The 4,385-nt window shown below is 37.6% G+C and carries 2 protein-coding genes; both read right to left on the bottom strand.

Going from position 1 to position 4,385, the window contains the following annotated elements; all coding sequences use genetic code 11:
* Positions 1-110: 110 nt before the first annotated feature.
* On the bottom strand, positions 111-1,910 hold the full coding sequence (gene yidC / locus ABMQ40_RS16435; RefSeq protein WP_370901558.1) for a membrane protein insertase YidC: 1,800 nt from the start codon (positions 1,908-1,910) through the stop codon (positions 111-113).
* Positions 1,911-2,106: 196 nt separating this feature from the next.
* A complete protein-coding gene (gene pyrG, locus ABMQ40_RS16440) occupies positions 2,107-3,714 on the bottom strand; it encodes a CTP synthase (RefSeq protein ID WP_370901560.1) in 1,608 nt (535 codons plus the stop codon).
* Between the last annotated feature and the right edge of the window lie 671 nt (positions 3,715-4,385).

Below are 4,385 nucleotides of genomic sequence, written 5' to 3' on the forward strand. Positions count from 1 at the left end.
AAGTAAATGATGGTCAATTATTTTTAAACTTCGCTTAACCCGAACTCAGGTTAAATAAAAAAGAGAAGCAATAATATGCTTCTCTTTTCAGTTATATCAGATTAGATTATTTACTTTTTTCTGTTCCTCTGCTGTTCTGCGAGCCTCTGTTGTTCCTGAGCCTTTTCCATCATTTCCCTCATTCTTTTCTGGAATTTACCTTCCGCTTTCGGCTTTTCTTTATTGGCCTGGATTTGAGCATGGATTTTCTTTTCATCCAATATCCAGTATTTAATCACAAGGATAATTAAAATATTAATGGCATTTGATACAAAATAATACCAAGAAAGACCTGAAGCTGAAGTATTTAAGAAGAATAAAAAGGTGATTGGGAAAATGTACATCAAAACTTTCATATTCGGCATTCCTTCCTGCTGGGGCTGCTGGATGTTTCCTGATGTCATAATGGTATAAATTAAAATTACCACGGTACAGGCAAGAGCGAAGATACTTAAATGATCTCCCAGGAACGGAACTTTGAACGGCAGCTTAATCAGGTCATCATAAGCTGTAAGGTCCTTAGCGAACCAGAAGCCTTGTCCTCTCAGATCAATGAAATTAGGGAAGAAGCGGAACAATGCATAGAAAATAGGGATCTGCACCAAAGCCGGAAGACATCCCGCCATCTGGTTTACTCCTGCTTTCCGGTATACTTCCATTGTTGCCTGTTGCTTTTTCATAGGATCCGCATCCTTTAATCTGGCATTTACCTCGTCTATTTCAGGACGGATAACCCTCATCATAGCACTCAGCTTATGCTGTTTATACATAATCGGAGACAGGATCAGCTTCACAATGATCGTTAAAACGAAAATTGCCCATCCCGCAGTTAATCCCCATGATGCAATAAAGTTATACATAGGAATAAAGAACCCCCGGTTCATCCAACCGATGAAAGACCACCCTAACGGTAAGATTTCATCAAAGTTTTTATCATAGGTTTTCAGCAGTTTCAGATCCAGAGGCATGAAATACCAGGTAAAATCCTGGTTCAGCTCCCCTCCTGCCATCTGAACAAATCCTTCGTAATTAAATTTCTTAAGGTATTCTCCTTCATCAATGGTTTCCTGGTTCCCTTTACTTTGGGTGAATCCGCTTTTGGCTTCAATCACTGAAGAAAAGAACTGCTGCTTTACACCGATCCAGTTTAGTGTTTCTTTTTCTTCATCCATAGTGGTCCTGGCGTCATAATCATAGTCCTTATAATTGTTAAACGCATAAGAGAACTCTGAGTGGGACTGCTCCTGGGCCCTCCCCTTTTCCAGATTTCTTACATTGTAATCCCAGATAAAATCAGCCTTATTATCCGAGGTGATTCCGGAAAGTCCGCGGGTTCTTACTTTAAAATCCACCGTATATTTAGGAAGAAGCGTATAGATAAACTGAATAACGGCACCATTGTAATTAGCTGTCATTGTTATGGTATTTCCGTTCACCGCAGGAGAGAAAATCAAATCTTTGGTATTGATCACTTTTCCCGTTCTGTCTTTGAACTGAAAGCCATAGTTTGAATTGTTTTTATTAATCAGGTAAAGCGGTAAATCTGCCTTGTCGCTTTTCTGATCATATGCTTTATATTGTAAGAGCTCTACTTTAGAAACCTGTCCTCCCAAACTGGAAAATTCCAGCTTCAATTCATTATTTGCCAGGTTGGCCGTCTGAATTGCATTCGGAGTTACATTTGGATTGATATTGCTTGCCTGAGTTTGTTTTACAGCATTTTTAACCTGCTTGGTCTTTTGTTGCTGAGCCTTTAATTGCTCCTCTTTAGACTGCTTATTCTGAAAATAAAACATAAATCCGAAGAGAACCAAACATAAAACCGCAAAACTAATCATTTGACTTCTATCGAGTCCGTTGTTCTGTTGCATTTGATTTTTTATTATAATTAATTTTCCTGTCTGCTACCATTTATAATTAAAATTGAAAGCCGGCAGCTTTTTTGAGCTGCAAAAATACTGTTTTTTTATCAAAACTCTATGGTTTAATATATTACTATATAATAAAACTCAAGCTGATAATAATCAACCTGAGTTTAATGAAAGACGTTTATAATATGCAATTACTTTAATTCTTTTCACAGGCTTTAATGAAAGCCCTGAACAATGGATGAGGTGTGGCTACCGTACTTTTATATTCGGGGTGGTATTGTACTCCTACATAGAACGGATGATCAGGCATTTCAAGTGCTTCAACCAATCCTGTTTCAGGGTTGGTTCCCGTAGCAAGGAAGCCGTTCTTTTCAAATTCGTTCAGATAATCACTATTGAATTCATAACGGTGACGATGTCTTTCAGAAATATTTTTACTTCCGTAAATTTCTGATAATCTGGAACTGTTTTTCAATGTGCATTTCCAAGCTCCGAGACGCATGGTTCCCCCTTTATCCACCACATTTTTCTGTTCCTCCATCAATGAAATCACAGGATGGGCCGTAGAAGTATCAAATTCCATAGAATTGGCTTTTGAATACCCCAGAACATTTCTGGCAAATTCAATCGTCATGATCTGCATTCCCAGGCAGATCCCCAATATCGGTATCCTTTTCTCCCTCGCATATTTTGCAGTGAGAACCTTTCCTTCAATCCCTCTGTCACCAAATCCCGGGGCAATAAGAATGCCGTTCACTCCCTTTAAGGTTTCTTCGATATTTTCTTCAGTGATATCTCCACTATATACCCATCTTATTTTCACTTCTGTCTCCAGATCGGCCCCTGCATGCTTGAAAGCTTCGGCAATAGAGATATAGGAATCCTGAAGCGAGACATATTTTCCTACCAATGCAATTTCTATTGACTTTTTAGGATTCTGGAACTTTTTAAGGAAGCTCTTCCAGTCTTTAAGGTCCGATTCTTTCTCACTTTTGAGATCGAGCCCTTTTAAAACCACATCATCAAAGTTCTGTTTCTGGAGGTAGATCGGCACTTCATAAATCGTGTCCATATCCTTGCATTCAATCACGTTCTCTAATGGAACGTTACAGAACTGTGCCAGTTTAGCTCTTTGGTCCTTGGGAATTTTGTGCTCTGTTCTGCAAACCAGGACATCAGCCATAATTCCGCTTTCCATCAATTGACGAACGGAGTGCTGTGATGGCTTGGTTTTTAATTCCCCGCTTGAAGCCAGATAAGGCAATAAAGTAAGGTGAATCACCATAGAATTTTTCTCTCCCAGTTCCCATTTAAGCTGACGAACGGTTTCAATATAGGGCAAAGATTCAATATCCCCTACAGTTCCGCCGATCTCTGTAATAATGATATCGTAGTTCTGTTTGGAAAGGATTTTGATTCTTCGTTTGATTTCATTGGTAATATGAGGAATTACCTGTACTGTTTTTCCTAAAAAGTCTCCTTTTCTTTCTTTTTCAATTACAGTCTGGTAAATCTTTCCTGTGGTAACGTTATTGTTTTGAGAGGTAGGAGCGTCCAGATAACGCTCATAGTGACCTAAATCCAGATCCGTCTCCGCGCCATCTTCGGTTACGTAGCATTCTCCGTGTTCATAAGGATTCAATGTTCCCGGATCAATATTGATATAAGGATCAAGTTTTTGGATGGTTACATTAAAGCCGCGTGATTTTAGCAGTAATCCCAGAGAAGCAGACACGATTCCTTTTCCCAAAGATGAAGTTACACCTCCTGTTACAAAGATGTATTTTGTATTCTTTTTACTCATTAGATTAGGTTTGTGCAAAGTTAGGGGAAAAAGAGATACAAAGCAATTTTAGTTTCGATCTTAATTTTAGATCCATGAGCGCCCGATCGGAGCTATTACCCCGAGCCTATACTTTATGAAACAGAGTTAAGGATAAGCCAAAGCAATTATTTAATGATGATGCTCGGATGATTTTTTAAAATCTATTTAATATTATTACCAGGAAGAAACCCGTCACTTCGAGTAGCGTATTGAGAAGTATAACAGATCCGGAAATTAAAATAAATTCCTGAAATCTAACTTTTATTAATGATACTGTAATTATTCGTTCCCCGATACAATTTTTTCAAAAATCTGAACAATTGGTCTGTAGTATGATTACCAGAAGAAACTCCGTCTCTTCAAGTAGCGAGAACGAAGTGAAGTGTATAGAGAAGTACAAGATCTGAGACGACTTTTAAACCTCTTTTTAACTCCGATATTTTCAGATATACCATTAGATATTGATTAAAGCTTCTTAAAGAATTTACACAACTTTAATTTAATACGACGCATTTTGTCGTGTGGTATTTATATTCTTGTGGTATATTAATAGAAAGAATAAATTAAATCATTGAATTGTGACTTTTATAAATTACTGAGAAACATTAACTTTACAACCTTAAATTAAAACACAAATATGAAAAAACTCT

The sequence above is a fragment of the Chryseobacterium gossypii genome (assembly GCF_041361455.1).
In the GTDB taxonomy this organism is placed as follows: domain Bacteria; phylum Bacteroidota; class Bacteroidia; order Flavobacteriales; family Weeksellaceae; genus Chryseobacterium; species Chryseobacterium gossypii.